Below are 14,517 nucleotides of genomic sequence, written 5' to 3' on the forward strand. Positions count from 1 at the left end.
AAAGCAATTATTGTTTGTTAATTAAGCCCTTGTTATTTGTAAATTGTCAAAAAAAGTACGGTTTGATTTACAAACAATTTTAGTTAAAATATAAATCGCTTTTACAAAAGGGGATGCAATTTTTTTTTGAAGCTTAAAACAGGTAATTATACGTAGTCTATTTTTTATGGAATACTAATTAACTTTTTGTTTTAGTTATTAAATAGAGGTTGTCATCTAATCGTTATGATGCTGGTTTAAAGAAAGCACGAGACAAAGATTAACAATTATTAAAACGTTTCTGGAAGATTTATTAAGATCCTATAAATACGAGGGTTTATACATTATTTAAGAGCATGCAGAGAAAAAAGTACATCTCGAAATTTTAACGAATTGCTTTGTATAAAGATAGGTTTAGTACGACTTATAAAACAAATATTAACTTTTAATTTACTGAAATTTGGAAATTTAAAATTGATATTTTTCTTGTAATTCATGTTTTTGAAACTTCCTTAAAAAAAGCTCTTATTGCTAGTTTTTAAGTAATTATAATTGTATTGACGTCATTCTGTCTTAAGAGTTTGATTTCTTGCTTTATCAGGAATCTTAAGGTCACTTTTCTTTTTTAAGAACCAGCACGGAAAGCCCTGGATTTTTAATTATCCTTTCCATTTCGCTGTGGATTATTTCCTGAATATCAATTTTAATCTGTAGATAATTTTTCTGGACGATGACATTATCAATGGCTCGAATGATAGGGATTTCCTTGTAAGCAGCTGTTTCTTTTTTTATTTTTTCATGGTCGTTTATAATCTCGCAGTGAAAGGTTTTAAGCTCAATGCGGCAGTCTGGGTTATCGGCTGTCATGCCGACAAATTCACCCGAACTCAGCGTAGAAATCTTCGAGGGCGGCACTGCTGATTCGAGCTGTCTTGAACGACTGATCGAGGTATCGCTGCTGTTGATGGAAAGGCTTTCGCGGTCCTGCATTATTTTTCCGAAACGTTCGGAGAGCTGTTTGGCGGTATCCCCGTTGACTTGTCCGCAGACAATATTTCCAACGATGTTGACAATCACATCAGCCTGCTCACGGCCGTAGTCCTTACGGAGCTGGCTGAAGTCCTGAATTCCAAGACAGGTGCTCACTCTGTTGCTTCTTGCCGTTGCAATGAGACTGTCAATATTGTTGAGATAGATAGTTGGGAACTCGTCAAAAACAAGGCTGCTTTTAAGTTTTCCCTTCTGGTTTACCTGTTTGATAAGGCGGCTGACAAAAAGGGAAAGTACCGCTCCGTAAGTCTGTATTTTCTGCGGATTATTTCCCATTGAAACGATTTTCGGATCGGAAGGATTATTGATGTCAAGCTTAAAATCACTACCCGAGAGCACATAATAAAGCTGCGGAGAGGAGAGCTTCGCCAGCGAGATTTTAGCTGAAGCGATCTGGCCCTCCAGCTGGTCGACTGCCTCGTTCAGGAACGCGCTGACAAAGGGATTGATGAGGACTTCGATTTCTTTTTCGGTTCTCAGAATAGTGAAAAGGCTCTCGTAATCTGTCTGTATCATTTCAATGACATGTGGCAGGGTGCAGTATTCGCCGTCGCTGTATTTTCTGAGATACCAGATTACGGCGGTCAGGAAATTTATGGGCGATTCCACAAAGAAATCCCCTTGTTTTTTGATCCATTCCCTGTTCAGCCCCATAAGAATTGTGCGTGCGGATTCAGCTGCATCGGTAATGTCTGACATTGCTGCAGGATCAAGGGGATTGCATCTGTGCGTACGGGAGAGGTCATCAAAATTTATGATGTAAAATTTTGGCTCCAAGGCATAAAGATGGCGGAATTCCAGCCAGGAATTATAGGCAATAATGGTTAGGTCGTCGAACTTAAAGTCGTAGATGAACATGGCAAATCCTTTGCGTATGTGCTGGGTGATTACATGGCGGATTACGAAGTATGATTTTCCAGATCCCGGAGTTCCGGGAACCAGAATGCCGCGGAAAGGATTTATGATGTTAATCCAGCTGTCACGCACTTTGTCTTTGAGATGATAGCGGGCAGGAAGGTTGACGGAATACTCATTTTCAATAAGCCTTTCCTCTTGCGGAAAAGTTTCATTTTCCTTATTGAAAATATCTCCAGAGGAGAGCTTTCTGCGGATAATGCGAGAGAGGAGGGTGCCGCCGGAAAGCGTCAGCAGATAACCCAAAGAACACAGGGACATATATAGCACGGTACACAGCTCACTATCCAAAAGGATTACAAGACCTAAATAAGATCCAAAGTAAAAAATCAATCCAAGGCCGATATAATAAAACGCGGTTTTAAAATGCAGTTTTTCATCTTTTCTTCCTCTGGCGCCCATAAGGGAAATAACCAGCAGTCCAAGGGCAAAAAGCTTTGATCTATGGAAGCTGTCCAGAAGACCGGTTCGATGGATATTCTCCAGTATCCTGCGGGCAAAATGCGGCGCAAGATTCCACTGCAAGAAAGAATGGAAGCAGTAAAAATAAAAATGGATGAGCAGCACTGCGATGCCCATCAGTCTAGTCATGTCTAAAATCTTTCTAAGCGCCTGTTCATTTTCTCCTGTCTGCATGCTCATGATTTCTGCGTGTTAATTGTTATCGGACGGTCCTTTTCTTTTTCTTTTTTTACGTTTGTTTTTAAGCTGTTTGGGAATGTAATCTGACGGCGCTGCTGCATACAGCACATCATCAATTATGCGCTGCACCTCGGCTGCGGAAATAAAAGAATTCTTTTGGCTAACCGGTTTTTCCAAAACAGCCGACTGTTTTCCAAATTCAGAAGATCTGCCAATACGCTCAAGGAGCCCTTTGGCTGCGTAAGCTGGTCCGAGACTGCTTCCGTTGAATACGCATCTGGTGTTATGATCTATGTAGGTCATGCCGTAGATTAAACCGTTCTCATTTTTTCTGGCTACAGCAGTGATGCCCTGATTAGCCAGGCGGGTTTCAAGCTGGGAAAGCGTAATGGAAGGGTATTTCAAAAGCAGCAGGTCCACAGCATTTCGCGTTCTTCTCATGTTTACCACACGAGAATTTTTGGATGCAGTAAAATTAATTTCGAGCTGGGAAAGGGTAGGCTTGAAATAAAAACTGCTGGCTTTTATCGGAACGCCGACAGTCTTTTTATTCCCGTCCAGAATCTGGTAGACCAGCCCTTTGTTCTGAAACATTTTTGAATTTTCCTTTCCCCTTTCCGCCTTGACGTTATACAGGTTCAATACTGCGTTCAGCTCACCCAGCGTGGTGTATTTGTAGTGCGGAATGACTGCATTTAATACGGAGCTGATGGCTCTTTTGGAATCCACTGCCCCGTATTTTATTTTTTCTGCATCAATCGCATTAATAAGTGCAGGACTTTGTTTTTTTCTTGAATCTGCCCGAATCAGATTAAAAGAGATTTCCAATTCCCTGCGCGCTGTTTCGGACTGGTTTCTTCCAATGTTGTGCATGTTGATCCTTGATCCGTCTGCTCTAACATTTATCGAAGCAATATGAATATGCGGATGCCCTGCATCGTGATGCTGATAGACCAGATAAGGCTGCGAGCCGAATCCTATTTTGTCCATATAGGAAGCAGCAATCTGCATGAGTTTTTCTTTTGATAAATCCGTGTCGGAGCGGTCAAAATTCAGTGAGATATGCACTGCGGAGCGCTTTACATTTTCATTGAGCTGGAGCTGTTTTAAAAATACGCCGAGCTTAAAATTTTCTGACATTTTTTCAAGATCCATCGGATAATTTCCCTCGCCGATGCACAAGGCACAGCCTTGCGAAACTTTGTTCTCATTATAGGTGAAAATGCCTCTTATAGAGTGACCTGTATTTATGACTGCAACCATTTTTGGGCGAGATTTTCAATGCTTTTTTTTATTTCTTCAATGAGGGAAAAATATCTGTTTCTGTCTGATTCAAAAGACAGTATCCATATTCTGAAATCGGAAATTTCAAAAAGGGTATGAAGTTTTTTAACGCTCTGATTGAAATTATTACCCATGAAATTCAGCTGGATCCGCAGCTGTATCAGCTCCTGCAAAAGTTTATCCAGCGACTCATTTCTGTACTTCATTACAATGGGTTTGCGCAATAGATTTCTACGTACAAAATCGCTGCGCTTGCGGCAGACTGATGCCTTGAAATTTTTATCAATTAAATCCAATTCTTCCGTGTTCAGCCGGATGTGGAGCCATCTGTTTCTGCCGCTGTTTTGCTCTTCCATAATCTTTTCTTTTTCATTATATACATTTCATTAAATCTAAAAGTTTCACTGCCAGCGAGTTCCGAGCAGAGGGGCAGCAAGATTTTTGGTTGTGATACAACCAGACATCTTGCTGACTGCTAAAAACCGCAGTCCGTAAGCTTCTAAAATGCTTTTTTCAGCTATAGCAATCAGCCAAGTAGAAGCTGTCATCCCTATTAAAATTTAAAGAAAACTGATTCCAGAATCTATTTTAAAAATTTAAATGCACCAATTGGTGTGGTATTAGGGATTTACTTGCAACTAAATTAGAAAAGGCCTGCAAGCCCTGCAATCCTCCCCAAATTTTGAGTAGGGTAAAAAGGCATGATCCTTTTTAATTTTACACTGAGTGAAGTATTAATTTTTAAATGATAAAGTATGATTACAGCAAATGATGCAGCCAAGGTTTTTGATACGGTGCTAAGTATCCCTGGCATGAATGATACGGTGAAAATGGATCTGAAAATTTCACGAAAAAATGTGCTGCTTTTAAGCCATCTGATACAGGACGGGCTAAAGGTAAGGGAAGGATCTTCGGTTCTTCTGGAGAGCGTAAGCGAGCAGGGAAAAACAGAATTGGAGAGCCTCTCCCAAGAGTGCCTTCAGAAGGCAGGGCTTATAGAACTGCATGAAAAACTTGCAGAAATCAGCGCCTCCATAAAAGGCTGATTCCAAAAATGACCCACTATGATTTAATGCCTGCACTATTCTTACAAAGTGCGGGCATTTTTTTTGATGACAGTAAAAATATAAAACAGCCTGATTTTCAAAGTTTTTAGCTTGATTTTTAAAGTATGTATAAGAATTATCCCATTTAAATTTGTATTGACAACAACTTACAGTTTAAGTATGAATGAAATTTATAATACACTTTAAAAATATTAGATCATGATGATAAGCATCCGCACCAAATATTTTATCAGAGACACTATATGTCTGCTCTTTGTCCTGCTGTTCATTTACGCTTCGGCAAGCAAATTAATGGATTTCCAGCATTTTAAAATAGAGCTTGGACAGTCACCGCTTCTGAGTGCATTTGCCGATCAGTTTTCCCTATTTGTGCCGGTATTGGAAATTATTATCTGTGTGCTTCTTTTAATCCCCAGATTTAAGCTTGTGGGACTTTTTGCAGCGTACGGGCTAATGGTTATGTTTACGGCCTATATTTTTATAATCCTGCACTACACCTCTTTCGTACCTTGTTCCTGCGGAGGTGTTTTGGAAAAAATGAGCTGGAATGCCCATCTTGCTTTTAATGTTGTTTTTATTTTCTTGGCGATAACTGCTATACTACTTAGTGCAAATTTTGATAGGCAAAATATCAGCACAAGTTACAGGAAAAGCTTGATTTGGATTTTCGGTATTGCTTTCAGCGGTACTGCTGCGGTTATCTTTTTATTTATCTGTTCGGAACGGATAATGCATTATGAAAATCCTTTTATTAGGAGATATCCCCGCCATGCAGCAATGTTTCGCAATGAGCTGGACTTAAAATATAATTCTTATTATTTTGCAGGCACTTCCAGCGGCCGAATTTATCTGGGCAATTCTACGGCACCTCTTCAGCTTTTTTCCGTAGATAAAAATTTAGGAAACCAGAAGGTTGACAGAATTATTTTCAATGGTGGGAAAATATTATTCCACAGACCAACTGTAAAAGTTCAGAATCATTATTTCTATTTAACTGACGGAACGGTCCCAGTTGTTTTCAGAGGAAGCTCAAAAGACTGGACCCTAAACAAAAAATTCAATGGACTGCCTTATTTTGATCAGGCGCTGCCTATGGACAGCAGCAGAATAGTGCTTCGATCCAATAAGGGAAATGATCTTGCCAATATTCTAGGTGTATTTGATAATGATAGTGGGCGGTTAAACTACAATGAACGGCTGCTTCAAAAACAGCTAGACGGCGTTTTTGATACGGATGGAAGACTTTTATACGACGAAACTGCCCAAAAAATAGTGTATGTGTATTTTTATCGCAATCAGTTTATCGCTGCAGGAAAAGATGCTGAATTAATTTCGAGAAGCCGAACAATCGATACCACAAGCCATGCCAGGTTAAAAGTCTCTTATGTGAAAAACAGTACGGAAAGGAAAATGTCTGCTCCTCCCTATATTGTGAATGCGGGTGCTGCCGTCTGTGGAAATCTTCTTTTTATCCATTCGAAAGTGAGAGGGAAATTTCAGGATGAGACAACCTGGAAGCAGGCTTTCATAATTGATGTTTACGATATAAGCAGACAGGCTTATATAATGAGTTTTCCAATTTATAAAATCAAAGATGAAAAGCTAAAAAACATCATGGCAACGAGAGACCATTTATATGCCATCATCGGAAATTCATTAGTAGTTTATGATTTCAAGGCAATTCTAAAAAAAGAAATGAAAAGTGCTGAATAAAATGCAGCAATTATAATATACCGGCCAGTATCAGGAAATAAAGATCGAACACCTGTAGAAAAAAGTAGATCAGAGTTTTAATTTAATATTTATTATTATGAAAACGCAATTTTTAAAAAATGCTGTTCCATTTGCAGTACTGGCACTTGGACTTTCAGGAGCCTTTGTTACTACTTCAATGCAGAAAGCTTCTGCAGCAGCTCCAGAGCCTGGATATCAATTGGATGCTTTGGGTAATTGTACCAATATTGAAGCAGACTGCGACACTCAGGAAAATGATTTTGTCTGCCGTATCAATGGCACTACAGGAGCGCAGGCTTGGGGGAAAGACAGTAATGGCGACTGTGTGGTAAAACTGTATCGCCCCGAGTAAACAAATTGAATTATTAACCCATATAATGATGCCGTTCCAATGGAACGGCATTTTAAATTTCCATAGAATCATAGTGTCCCAGCTGTAATCCACTCGGCTTTATTTTGATCTTTCAGATAGTAATCAAACCATTGCAGGATGCGACGCGATAAATCTTCCTGATTCATTGGATCCATCAGCGTATGGTCTTCTTTAGGGTATTGAAGAAAGATGCATTTCTTGCCTAGCCTGCGGAGCGCCAGATAGTATTCCATACTTTGAAAAGGGTCTACTTGCGTATCTTCTTTCCCGCACCACATCAGCAGAGGGATATTTAAATTTGTGACAGATTCCAAAGGAGAATTTCGATCAAAATCCAAGCGGTCGCTGAACGGCGTTTTTTCCCCCAGACGCCATCCGCCACTGGAAAAACGCCACATTTCAGGCATAGCCATATTGGCTCCAAAAGTCAAAAATCTGCGGGTAAGATCAAAAATTCCTCCGCTGGCAACTGCGGTAACAAACAGATCTGAATGATTGATAACAAAAGCAGTCTCATAGCCTCCGAATGAATGTCCCATCAAAGCTATCCTTTTTGGATTTACAAGCCCCATTTCAATTATTTTTCTGGTGCCTGATTCAACGCAGTCAAGTGTTGACAAGCCGACGTTTTCATTTTCATGAATTATATCCGGTCTGAATACAAAATAGCCTTCTGCTGTGAAAACAGTGGAGTTGTAGCCTGGTTCGTTAAGCAGTGTCGGATTGATGTATTGGTGCAGGAGATGCGACTGCTTTTCATATATTCCCACTATCATCGGATAATCTCTAGATGGCTTATAATCTGCAGGATAATATAGAACACCTTTTAGATTTTGTTTTTTTGAATTCTGAAAGGTGACCAGTTCAGTTTTCCCCCAGAAATAATTTACCTGTTGCGGATTGCTCTGCACTATGACGCGAGTTTCACGTTCCCCTTTTTTAGAAATGATTCTAGGAGGGATATTAAATTTCTGCTCAACCATTACAGCAGTTTTGGTTTTCACATTGAAGATGAATCTATCAACATAGGAATCTGTAAACAAAATTTCCTTTTCTCCTTTATGACGGCTCCAACTCCAATAGCCAGTCTTTCCGTCATCGCCTGCAGCACTGAGATACAGTTCATCATTGAGATTGAAAGTTTCATTAAGCGGTGCATCATATAATGATTTTCTAAAGTTCTGCTTATCGACATGAAGACGGAATCTGATTTTTTTCTCCCTTCCGCGGGTGAGTCTTCTGGCCGAACTGCCGTCAGGTTTCAGCGCCCAAATATCAAATTCATCATAAAGCAGGATTTCATCGTTGCTGCGGCTCCAGCCGGGATTTCCATACGGATCGTCCGATGCCAGCAGATTTACCTTTCCGTAAAAGGGATATTTGAGTTTTCCGCTTAAATTGACATGTGTTTTCCTTTTGACATTGTAAGCCCACCAGTCATTGTCTTTAAAATAGGAAATGTATTTTCCGTTAGTCGAACCATACATGTATTCTTGTGCTGCAGATTGTTTTAAAAGGAGGGTATCTTTTTGGAAATTATCCAGATCTAATATGTAGTAATCCCTTGGGCCGCGATGTTCAAATTGAGGCTCGTATTGTTTGGGATTTGAAAGTACCGCATAGCTCAAATCCCGACTCAGCATAACCGATGGAAAAGCCTCAGAAGTAATCGGAAGCAGGGATTCCTTCTTAGGTTTCCAGAGCATTAATTTAGGACTCAAGTCAAATCTGCCATAGCGTTGGTTCTGTCCATAAACCCATTTATCATTCCCGTTCCATATTTCAACACTAGATTTTTCAATGCTGTCTTTTTTTTTGTCTGTTCCTACAGAGAACAGAACCTTTTCCAGATCATCTGAAATCAATATTGGATTCAGCGCCGAGTTAATGATTCTGCTTTCCGGCTTAAGGCCTTTATGGCTGCCGGCATCAAGAACATAAAGCCTGCTTTGTGTAACGACATAATAGTATAAGTGGCTGGAAGATTTTTTACCTGACTGCCCATTGAAAACCAAGGACCTGCTGTTTCTGCTCCAGGCTGAAAATTTATATCCAATCTTACTGTCTTGAGCCATGCTTTTTAGCATCTGGTTTTTGCGAAGGTCAAATAGCAATGCGGAATTTTTCCCATCACTGTAAAAGGAATAAGCAAGCAATTCTCCGTTTGGACTCAAGGAGAAATCCGACACACCGGTAATCTCATTTTTGCTGTCTGCCAAAGGACTCTTAGTAATCAGTTTTTCTGTGTTGTCTTTTTCCTTACATAGGATGATAAGCTTATTTAATGCCAAAGAGTATTCATATCGGCTAACACTTTCAAAACTTTCGTTCCTGCCCGTCGCAGGATCCAGTACATGCAGCTCATTTTTTTTCATAAAAATGAAGATGTTTTCCTCTGTAAAAAGTGATTTTGAGCCTGAAGGCAGCGCGTATTTTTCATTGCCGGCGGTACTGGCGACAAAAAGTGTATCTGCACCGTTTTCATACTGGACAGCATAGCTGATCCAATGTGAATCGGGTGAAGATTTTTCCAGTCTAAGCTGTCCCCAAAGCTTATAGTCATTAAAAGTGAGTTTTCTCTTTTGCACCGCCTGTCCCGAAACGGGACAGGTTACTAATGGCAAAATAAAAAAAACATGAGCCAAAGCTCTAAAAAGGGTTATTGCAATATTTTTAATACCAGTGTGAATCATGATTATTTTTTTAATATCCTGGATTTTGCGGAAGAAGTTTTGGATTGTTTCCCAGTTCGGTCTGCGGAATTGGGAAAAGGCGGTCTTCAGTATTCCATCCTGCTTTGACAGGCTGTAATTTAGCATCAAGCATGTCCAGCCTTTTAAGGTCAAAAAAGCGATGTCCGTATTCCGTAAAAAGTTCCCATCTTCTTTCCTCCAGTACAGCGCTAAGCAAATCTTCTTTGGAGAGGGCTTGTGTTCCTGGCAGACCAGAACGCAGCCTAATTTTATTTAGGTCTTCTTTTGCACCTATTAGATCGCCCTGCATTGCTCTGGCTTCAGATCTTATAAGGTATTGTTCTGCCATCCTCAGCACTACCGAGTATTCTTTTGAGACTGAAGTATTGGTCTGTTCTTTATATTTATACGGATGATACCAGATTTCACCTGCTTTTGATACGGCTTTTAACCATTTTGATTTTCTCTGGTCAAGCGCAGCAAATGAACTGGTGAGTATCGTGCTTGCCGCAACAGATGCGGGAGGGCCGGCTGTAAATATGAAGATAGGCCCCTCTTTCGTATTTTGTCCTGCGGAGGCTGATTCAAACTGCCAGATCGTTTCTTTTGAGTTGATTAAAAAGACATTGTTGAGATCTGATTCGAGAGCATACAAGGCAGTACTGTTTATGAGCGCAGATGCTTCATTTGCCGCTTCAGGATATGACTTGTTATAGAGGTAAACTCTGGCCAGCAATGCACGGCATACAAATTTATTGGCTCTGCCTCTCGAAGCACTACTATAGGTTTCAGGCAATAGTGCCGATGCGGTCTGAAGGTCGGAAATTATGCTTTTGTATATTTCCGCGCTTCCGACTTTGCCAGCCGTGTTGTTCTTCTGATAGTCTGTTGTAGTAACATAAGGCACATCACCAAAAAGATTAGTCAGATAAAAATGCACCACCGCCCTAAGAAAAAGCGCTTCCCCTAAAAGCTGTTTCTTATTTTTCGTTGTAATCCCGCTGCTGTTATCAAGACCTTCAATTACTGCGTTAGCAGCATAAATCTGATTGTAGGATGCGTTCCATAAGTTTGATATTACTGTCGATCCGGGCAGCAGTGCATTATTATAAAAGGCCATATTGGTGCTTGTTGCACCTCCGTATGCAGTCAGCTCGTCGGTGTAATTTCCCAATATATTGGAAAGTCCGGTACCGGTGCCTGTAAGCAGTCCAGCATCACGAAGTTTAGCATAAACGTTCATCAGCGCTGCATTTGCCGTCTCATTGTTTTCAAAAACGGAACTGCTAGCAAGCTGTGATTTTGGCAGATCTGTTTCGACAAATGAATCGCATGAGGAGAATGTCAGAAGGACAATCAGTATTGGAAGTTGTTTATAGAATGTTTTCATGATTATAAGTTTAAAAGGTTAGCTGGATCCCTGCTGTAACTGTTTTAAGTGGAGGGAGAAACCCGTAACCGGTAAATTCCGGGTCGCCGTCTTTGTATTTTGTGAAAGTCAGAAGGTTTTGCCCCTGTAAAATAACCTTGCAGCTAGTCTCTGTCAGATTAAGAGGCAGCTGATAGGTGAGTGCGATATTTTTGAGCCTTATAAAGGAAGAGTCGGAAATCAAGGCGTCGCTTTCAGAAAAATAAGAGTCGGCATTTACTGCTGCACTGTTGACACCGGTAGTATATATCTGATATGGTCTGCTGTCGCCTGACTGGAGCCATGCGTCAGCGATCCTCGCTGGCTGATTGGACATTGACCCTGCAGCTCCCATAGGAATCAAACGGTTCTGTTGTTTTGTAAATTGAAATAGAAAATCTAGATTCCAATTTTTATAAGCCAGCTGGTTTTGAAGGCCGCCATAATATTTTGGATTTAGGTTTACCGCTTTCTGCCTGTCTAGAGGATAAGAAATTTTGCCATCCCCATTTATATCCTCAAATTCATATATTCCTGTCTGCACATTTACTCCTTTGAGCTGATAAACTAGGGCAATATTTAGCGGCTGTCCGATCCTGTATCTTTGGCTGTAGGTTGAACTTTCAAGCCCTGGAAACGAAACCAGTTCGTTTTTTGGGAAAGTAAGATTGAAATTAGTCTGCCACTGGAAGTTTCCCCTTTTAATATTTACTGTACGCAAAGTCAATTCCAGACCCGAGTTTGCGACTTCCGCATTCAGGTTTGCCTGAATGGAAGCAAAACCGGTAACGCCGCTAAGAGGTATGCCGACCAGCTGATTTGAAGAACGGTTGGAATACCATGAAAAGGTTGCAAAGATTCTGTCATTAAGAAAACCAGTTTCCAGAGCCAATTCCAATTTTTTATTTATTTCCCATCCAAAATCGGGATTGAACAGTCTTGAAGGCTGCATTCCTATGGTTCCATTGTAGCTGATTCCTGTAATTGTATAGGTATCCAGATATTGGTAATCTCCAATCTGGTCGTTTCCGGTCGTGCCGTAACTGCCTCTGATTTTTCCAAAGCTCATCCATGAACTGTTCTTTAAGAATTTTTCATTGCTGAAAAGCCACGCAAATCCTGCCGCTCCGAATGTGGCGAACTGCCGGCCGGGCCCAAATCGGCTCGATCCGTCGCGTCTGGCGGTCAGATTTATGATGTAGCGTTGCTGATAGCTGTAAAACAAACGGGCAAAAAAGGCCTGATATCGGTATTGCGTCTCATCATCTGCAAGAATGGATACAGTTTTAGCCGCCGCAAGATTGTAAATCAAACTGTTTGAACTAAAACCTGTACCGGACTGGTATAAGGCGCTGTTGTTCTGGTTTTGGAATGTGGCTCCAATCAGCAATCCTGCTTTTCCGAAATCACCATCTTTCTCCCAATTAAGCTGCGGTTCAACAATCCAGGATGACCTGCCGGTAATATTGCTAAACATCGAAGAACGCGCACTGCTTATATTATAGATGGGATTATAGATTGTGGAGGGTGTGGTTCGGCTTTCATTAGTTTTCAGGTCTGTGTATCCAAAGCTGCTTTTAGCGGTTATCTCCGGCGTAATTTTATATGACAGTAGTGCGTTTGCAACAAGATCTTTTGTCTTGGCCTTAAATTTAGAATTCAGCATTGCAAGAGGATTCTGCCAGGTTTGATTCTCCCAGTTTAAACTTCCATCTGAATTGTAAAGTGAAGGGGCATTTGGCGCAAGCGTCTGTGCGGTATAAGTCAGTTCATTTGCAGGAAGGTTGCTATTCTGTATATTATATACTCCCGAGAAATTAATCTGAAATCTATCATCTTTTGAAACGTGGTTGAGGCTTAACTGTACTCCTCCTTTTTTATATTTGAAATCGCCTGTGTAGACAGTGGTTTCCTGATGATAGTTTCCGCCGATTAGGAATTGTGTTTTATCAGATCCTCCCGATATAGTGCCCAGCAGATCATTTCGCTGGGAAGTACCTCCCATAAGTTCTTTCTGCCAGTCGGTATATCGATTCTGGTTCCAGGTTCCGTTTATATCATAATCCGAAGCGCCGTAAGTTGCAATACCATCATTTATAAACGCCTGTTTTCTCATAGCAAGATATTGCTGCGTATCCATCAGTTTCATGAATTTTGTTGCTTTTCCTGCTCCGCTAGAGCTTGAGAGAGTGAACTTTGTATGGCCTGATTTTCCTTTTTTGGTAGTTATAAGCACAACGCCATTTGCACCCCTTGATCCATAAATGGAAGTGGCATCGGCATCTTTAAGCACTTCAATGCTTTCTATTGTTTCGGGATTGATGCTGTTTAAAGGGCTTGTACTGCTCGGATATATAGTGGAAGTCTGCGAATATCCGATAGGGTCAGAAGCATAGGGAACTCCGTCTATGATATAAAGCGGGTTATTTGCCGTAGCTCTAAGACTATTCTGTCCTCTGATTTTGATATCAAATCCGCCTCCTGGCACACCTGTGGTCTGGATTATATTTACTCCTGCCATTCGGCCCTGCATGGCGGCAAGGATATTGGTTACAGGCTGGGTTTCGATGTCCTTAGAAGTAATTCGTGCAATATTGCCGGTGCGCTCGCTTTCTTTAACCGAGTAATATCCGGCATTAATCTTCACTTCCTGCAGGGTTGTGGTATCAAACTGCATCACAATGGTGATTTTGGTTCTCCCCACGACTGGCATATTAAGAGTTTTAAATCCCAGAAATGAAATAATAAGCGTGTCGCTCGGCGACACATTGATTGAGAACTGTCCATTATAATCTGTAATGGTACTATTATTTGATCTGCTTTTTACAGCAATAGTTACTCCGGGAAGGGGAGTTATGCCGTCGGTGACTGTTCCCTGTACCTGATGCTGTAAAATGGTTTTGAAATGCCGTTTTGAAATTGTGGCGTACGACGATGAAAAAGATAACAGTATGCCAGCAAAAAATAGGCAATAAAGAACTCTTCCATCCTTAAATAATGAAAAATAATTCATAATATTGGGATTGGTTAGTTAAATGGATATTTGATTAGCTAAGGTCCTCTGCTCTAGTTTGGTCGCTGCAGCTGAGGGCCATTTTTTATGCATTAAGTAAACGGCTTAATGAAATAAATAAAGTTTTTTAGGACACAGGCAAGAAGGATTTAACAGTTCTACGTTTGATTTAAAACGAAACTTTAAATAAAAAAAGAAGAATTAAAAACACTATGAATTCAACAAAAGTTTATGACATAAAAAAGGGCATGGAACTCAGCTTATTGTTTCAAAGGTACTTGGCATACCCACCCACAGATAAGTGAGCCCACGCCCGTAAGCGTGAGCAATTTACTTATCATCCTGTGGGTTTAAACTGC

At 40.6% G+C, this 14,517-nt stretch carries 9 protein-coding genes; 3 read left to right on the top strand and 6 right to left on the bottom strand.

Annotated features, from left to right (window positions below; genetic code table 11):
- Positions 1-591: 591 nt before the first annotated feature.
- The 3 genes from mobC to AC5ZCW_RS09760 are packed head-to-tail and all read right to left on the bottom strand — an operon-like array spanning position 592 to position 4,226.
- Positions 592-2,580: a conjugal transfer protein MobC gene (gene mobC / locus AC5ZCW_RS09750; RefSeq protein ID WP_496119418.1), complete on the bottom strand. Its 1,989-nt coding sequence runs from the start codon at positions 2,578-2,580 to the stop codon at positions 592-594.
- Positions 2,581-2,598: 18 nt separating this feature from the next.
- Entirely contained in the window at positions 2,599-3,849 is a 1,251-nt protein-coding gene (locus AC5ZCW_RS09755) for a relaxase/mobilization nuclease domain-containing protein (protein WP_496119420.1), read from the bottom strand.
- Complete coding sequence (locus AC5ZCW_RS09760; protein ID WP_496119422.1) at positions 3,834-4,226, bottom strand: plasmid mobilization protein; 393 nt, start codon at positions 4,224-4,226, stop codon at positions 3,834-3,836. Before AC5ZCW_RS09760 ends, AC5ZCW_RS09755 begins: the two co-directional genes overlap by 16 nt.
- Positions 4,227-4,625: 399 nt before the next feature.
- On the opposite strand from AC5ZCW_RS09760, the gene AC5ZCW_RS09765 reads away from it, so the two are divergent.
- From AC5ZCW_RS09765 to AC5ZCW_RS09775, 3 genes are all read left to right on the top strand, one after another.
- On the top strand, positions 4,626-4,916 hold the full coding sequence (locus AC5ZCW_RS09765; RefSeq protein WP_496119424.1) for a hypothetical protein: 291 nt from the start codon (positions 4,626-4,628) through the stop codon (positions 4,914-4,916).
- A 219-nt stretch (positions 4,917-5,135) separates the two neighbouring features.
- Positions 5,136-6,650, top strand: coding sequence for a MauE/DoxX family redox-associated membrane protein (locus AC5ZCW_RS09770; RefSeq protein ID WP_496119426.1), 1,515 nt, complete (start codon positions 5,136-5,138; stop codon positions 6,648-6,650).
- Positions 6,651-6,747: 97 nt separating this feature from the next.
- A complete protein-coding gene (locus tag AC5ZCW_RS09775) occupies positions 6,748-7,023 on the top strand; it encodes a hypothetical protein (RefSeq protein ID WP_496119428.1) in 276 nt (91 codons plus the stop codon).
- A gap of 68 nt (positions 7,024-7,091) precedes the next feature.
- Here AC5ZCW_RS09775 and AC5ZCW_RS09780 read toward each other — a convergent pair whose 3' ends face one another.
- From AC5ZCW_RS09780 to AC5ZCW_RS09790, 3 genes are read right to left on the bottom strand one after another with little or no spacing between them, the layout of a single operon-like run.
- Positions 7,092-9,737: an alpha/beta hydrolase family protein gene (locus tag AC5ZCW_RS09780; RefSeq protein WP_496119430.1), complete on the bottom strand. Its 2,646-nt coding sequence runs from the start codon at positions 9,735-9,737 to the stop codon at positions 7,092-7,094.
- Positions 9,738-9,747: 10 nt separating this feature from the next.
- Entirely contained in the window at positions 9,748-11,127 is a 1,380-nt protein-coding gene (locus AC5ZCW_RS09785) for a RagB/SusD family nutrient uptake outer membrane protein (RefSeq protein WP_496119432.1), read from the bottom strand.
- Positions 11,128-11,137: 10 nt separating this feature from the next.
- Positions 11,138-14,158 (bottom strand): SusC/RagA family TonB-linked outer membrane protein, encoded by a 3,021-nt coding sequence (locus AC5ZCW_RS09790; protein ID WP_496119434.1) that lies wholly within the window; start codon positions 14,156-14,158, stop codon positions 11,138-11,140.
- Between the last annotated feature and the right edge of the window lie 359 nt (positions 14,159-14,517).

The sequence above is a fragment of the Flavobacterium sp. PLA-DH12 genome, from assembly GCF_059511845.1.

Excerpts from the sequence above, each read along its gene's own strand:
- mobC (WP_496119418.1), bottom strand. The coding sequence starts at position 2,580 with ATGCAGACAGGAGAAAATGAACAGGCGCTTAGAAAGATTTTAGACATG.
- AC5ZCW_RS09755 (WP_496119420.1), bottom strand. The coding sequence starts at position 3,849 with ATGGTTGCAGTCATAAATACAGGTCACTCTATAAGAGGCATTTTCACC.
- AC5ZCW_RS09760 (WP_496119422.1), bottom strand. The coding sequence starts at position 4,226 with ATGGAAGAGCAAAACAGCGGCAGAAACAGATGGCTCCACATCCGGCTG.
- AC5ZCW_RS09765 (WP_496119424.1), top strand. The coding sequence starts at position 4,626 with ATGATTACAGCAAATGATGCAGCCAAGGTTTTTGATACGGTGCTAAGT.
- AC5ZCW_RS09770 (WP_496119426.1), top strand. The coding sequence starts at position 5,136 with ATGATGATAAGCATCCGCACCAAATATTTTATCAGAGACACTATATGT.
- AC5ZCW_RS09775 (WP_496119428.1), top strand. The coding sequence starts at position 6,748 with ATGAAAACGCAATTTTTAAAAAATGCTGTTCCATTTGCAGTACTGGCA.
- AC5ZCW_RS09780 (WP_496119430.1), bottom strand. The coding sequence starts at position 9,737 with ATGATTCACACTGGTATTAAAAATATTGCAATAACCCTTTTTAGAGCT.
- AC5ZCW_RS09785 (WP_496119432.1), bottom strand. The coding sequence starts at position 11,127 with ATGAAAACATTCTATAAACAACTTCCAATACTGATTGTCCTTCTGACA.
- AC5ZCW_RS09790 (WP_496119434.1), bottom strand. The coding sequence starts at position 14,158 with ATGAATTATTTTTCATTATTTAAGGATGGAAGAGTTCTTTATTGCCTA.